The sequence below is a fragment of the Streptomyces sp. ADI96-02 genome (assembly GCF_003846185.1).
GTDB lineage: Bacteria > Actinomycetota > Actinomycetes > Streptomycetales > Streptomycetaceae > Streptomyces.
On record NZ_ML123034.1, the window covers coordinates 5891729 to 5894875 of the forward strand.

2 protein-coding genes and 3 pseudogenes are annotated in these 3147 nt (G+C 66.0%); 2 read left to right on the forward strand and 3 right to left on the reverse strand.

The window, feature by feature from the left end:
- Positions 1–550 precede the first annotated feature (550 nt).
- Positions 551–1060, forward strand: coding sequence for a hypothetical protein (locus tag EES43_RS25865; RefSeq protein WP_124270968.1), 510 nt, complete (start codon positions 551–553; stop codon positions 1058–1060).
- A gap of 95 nt (positions 1061–1155) precedes the next feature.
- Here EES43_RS25865 and EES43_RS31590 read toward each other — a convergent pair.
- A pseudogene (locus EES43_RS31590) lies at positions 1156–1362 on the reverse strand (IS1380 family transposase); the annotation flags it as partial.
- On the opposite strand from EES43_RS31590, the pseudogene EES43_RS25875 reads away from it, so the two are divergent.
- Positions 1350–2084: pseudogene (locus EES43_RS25875) on the forward strand (TIGR03842 family LLM class F420-dependent oxidoreductase); the annotation flags it as partial. The pseudogenes EES43_RS31590 and EES43_RS25875 sit on opposite strands and share 13 nt — an antisense overlap.
- An 8-nt stretch (positions 2085–2092) precedes the next feature.
- On the opposite strand, the pseudogene EES43_RS25880 reads toward EES43_RS25875, so the two are convergent.
- Both EES43_RS25880 and EES43_RS25885 read right to left on the reverse strand, forming a co-directional pair.
- Positions 2093–2317 (reverse strand): annotated as a pseudogene (locus tag EES43_RS25880) (IS5/IS1182 family transposase); the annotation flags it as partial.
- Between the two features lie 73 nt (positions 2318–2390).
- Positions 2391–3147 (reverse strand): hypothetical protein (locus EES43_RS25885; protein WP_164493278.1); only part of this gene is annotated, 757 nt, incomplete at its 5' end.

The window sequence follows — 3147 nt, forward strand, 5'->3', positions numbered from 1 at the left end:
GACGAACAGACACCGCAGACTCCATAGGACTAGAGGAACAACTAAACCCATAGAAACCCGCAACCCTCCCCGCAACCCGGGTAAAAAACCCCAGGATCTTTCAGAGCTCCTCTCGCCCAGTGCTTGACACGCTGCGCCGGAGGCGCTGCGCGCGCAAGGGGAAGCCCGGTGAAACGCCGACAACGGGGCGACGGGTTAGACGTGGGCGACAGCGGTCACTTGGCAGCAGTCCGGCTCGGCTTCGCCCGGCCACCGGCTTGAGCCACACGGGCGACCGGTATTTGCGTCGGGCGGGTGGCGAGGGGCTTGTAGGAGTTCTCCCTGGTCGGGGCCGGTGTCAAAATCGTCCCAGGTTCCCCCTCCTCATCCCGCTCCATCCCGTTTCGGGCGTTTCCGGGGTCGGGAGGCGGTTGCGCGACGCGCGGGATAGTTTGTAACTGTCTGGTTACTCGTAGTGCGCATCGGGTCTGCCTCCTGCCCGGCTCACCTACCCCACGGAACCCGGCGCGACCAGTTGCTCAGAGCCCCGAAACCGGAAACGAGGAGAGTAGTGAAACGAAAAGCCTTCTCCGGGATCAGTGTCTTCGCGCTCCTCGCCCTGTTCCTGGGGCTCGGACTCGGATCCACCACGTCGTTCGACGTCACACCCGCGGCAGCCCCGTCTGTCTCTGCTGGCGCAGGGCCGGCCAAGCGGGACTTCTTCTTCCAGGTGGCCGGTTACAGGACCAGGAACCAGGGCAGTCAGACGATCAACCTGTATTTCCACTATCGCTATAACGAGGGCATCACCGACGCCGATATCCCGAACTACATCGACCTTCGCACCAAGGCGCTGAAGTACCTCGACGGAATCAACACCTCGAAGAACCCGTACTGGGAGGTCCTCGTCAAGCCGATGTGCACCCAGCTGAAGAAGGGGTTCCCGATCGAGGCGATCTCCTGCCAGATGCAGGTGTTGCCGGACAACCGACCCGGCGTGCCGTTTGAGCCGGGATATCATAGTGCGATCTACACGATTGGAGACATGGAGCCGCTTGCCGTCCCCGGCCCCACCGTTTGAAAACCCCTATCGGGGCTACGCCATGGGTTCAGCCCGGCAGGCGGCCATACCAGGTCGTCGTATGCCGCCGATCGCGTGTTCCCACGCTCTGGGGCTCTGGCACGCTCCCCACGGGCAGTGGCCAGCTCCCCGTCCAGCAGCAGGACGCGCGTCCAGGCGAGCAGATCGATCGCCCTGAGGCTGAGTTCGAGCCAGACGGCGAAGCCGCGGGAGGGGAAGTGGCCGAAGCCGGTGGTCTTGCCGCACCGGATGTGGTCCTCGACAGTGGCATGCCCGCGGTGACGGTCCAGGGCGCGGCGACTCCGCCATGCGCGTCGCCGGCCGCAAACCGAACACCCTCGCCCGCCTCGGCGAGGCCATCGACGTCATCCGCGACCTCGCTGAGGGCCGTGAGGCCGAGGTCGACGGCAAACCGATCCGCATCCCCTGGGTGAGGAACGGCAAGCTGCCGGTGTGGATGGCGGCGTACGGGCCCAAGGCCCTCGCCCTGGCCGGGCAGAAGGCGGACGGCTTCATCCTCCAGCTCGCCGACCCCTTCCTCACCGAGTGGATGGTCAAGGCCGTCCGGCAGGCCGCCGCCGACGCGGGCCGTGACCCCGATGCCCTCACCATCTGCGTCGCCGCCCCCGCGTACGTCACCACGGACGACTCCCCGCAGGCGCTGGCCCATGCCCGGGACCAGTGCCGCTGGTTCGGCGGCATGGTCGGCAATCACGTCGCCGACCTGGTGGAGAAGTACGGCGAGCACTCCGGAATGGTTCCGGAGGAGCTCACCGCGTACATCAAGAACCGGCACGGCTACGACTACGGGCACCACGGCCGCGCCGACAACCCCGATACCGCCTTCGTCCCCGACGACATCGTGGACCGCTTCTGCCTTCTGGGCCCCGCGGAGGCTCATGTCGAGAAGCTCCGCCACCTGCGCGACCTCGGTGTGGACCAGTTCGCCGTCTACGCCATGCACGACGACCGCGAGGGCACCATCGACGCCTATGGCTCCGACATCATCCCGTCGTTCCGCTGAGCGGCGCACGGTGTGCCGTCGGGTGCGGCGATCACTTGGACGTCACGCCGTGCTGCTGCCTTTGGGAGTAGTACGGCTCGTCCGCCTTGACGCGGTCGGTCGGGACGAGTCTTGTCGACGAGTGTCTTGTCGATGATGACGGAGTCCCCCTCTCCCAGTCCGGCCGGGGCCTCGCACAGGCCAGGCGCCCAGGTGGCCAGGGGCTCGTTCACGTAGCGCCAGGCTGTCGCCTGCCGAAACCCCGAGCCCGGCGCCGACCTGTGTGCCTCCGCCAGGGAGAGCGCGGTTCACATCTCCGGGCGTGCGTCACGTCGGTGTCTCCAGGACTGATGTACTCGTTTTCATGATCCGCTCCCTGGAGACCTTGAGAGCGTAGATCTTGTCCAGCATCCAACTGATTTCTGCGCGGTCGATCCACACGGGGTCGTCCGGTTCTTCGAGTCTTTTCATGGGGGGAGCCTCGTGGAATTCGGCAAGCCCTCGTGCTTTCTGTCGTCGGAGTTCTCTCTGCTGTCCGTCCAGTACCTCGTTGAAGTATTGCCGTCCGTCCTGCGGTGGACCGGCCGGCCTCAGCTGACCTTCCTTCGGCTGGAGTGGGTCGCTCAACGAGACTCGATCGCCCTTGTTCCTGTGGCCGGAACCGGCCGTCTTCTTGGTCGTGGGCCGGTCCGTGGTCACCTTCGTCCTGCCGGCGGAGTTGGCGCTGATCTTCTCGACGAAGCCGTGGATTCTGCTGCCGGCCTCGGGGCCCTTCCTGATTCCCACTCCGATGCCGGTGATGCCTCCGGCGAGTGCGGTGAGGTCGAAGGCCGTGCGGAGGTCTTGGGGCAGGAAGCCGCGGCCCGTGGTGTTGATGGCGATCTGGTCGGCGGCTGCGGGGAGTGTGGCGGCTGTGGCGATTCCGGCGAGGACGATGGGGGCCGCAGAGCCGCCGCTGAAGGCTATGGCCGCTGTGGCGAGACCGACCAGGGCGAGGCTCATGTCGACATAGGGCATACCGTCCCAGCCGAGGATCTCTCTGCCGAACCAGGAGTCCTGGAACCATTCCCAGGCAACTTTGGGA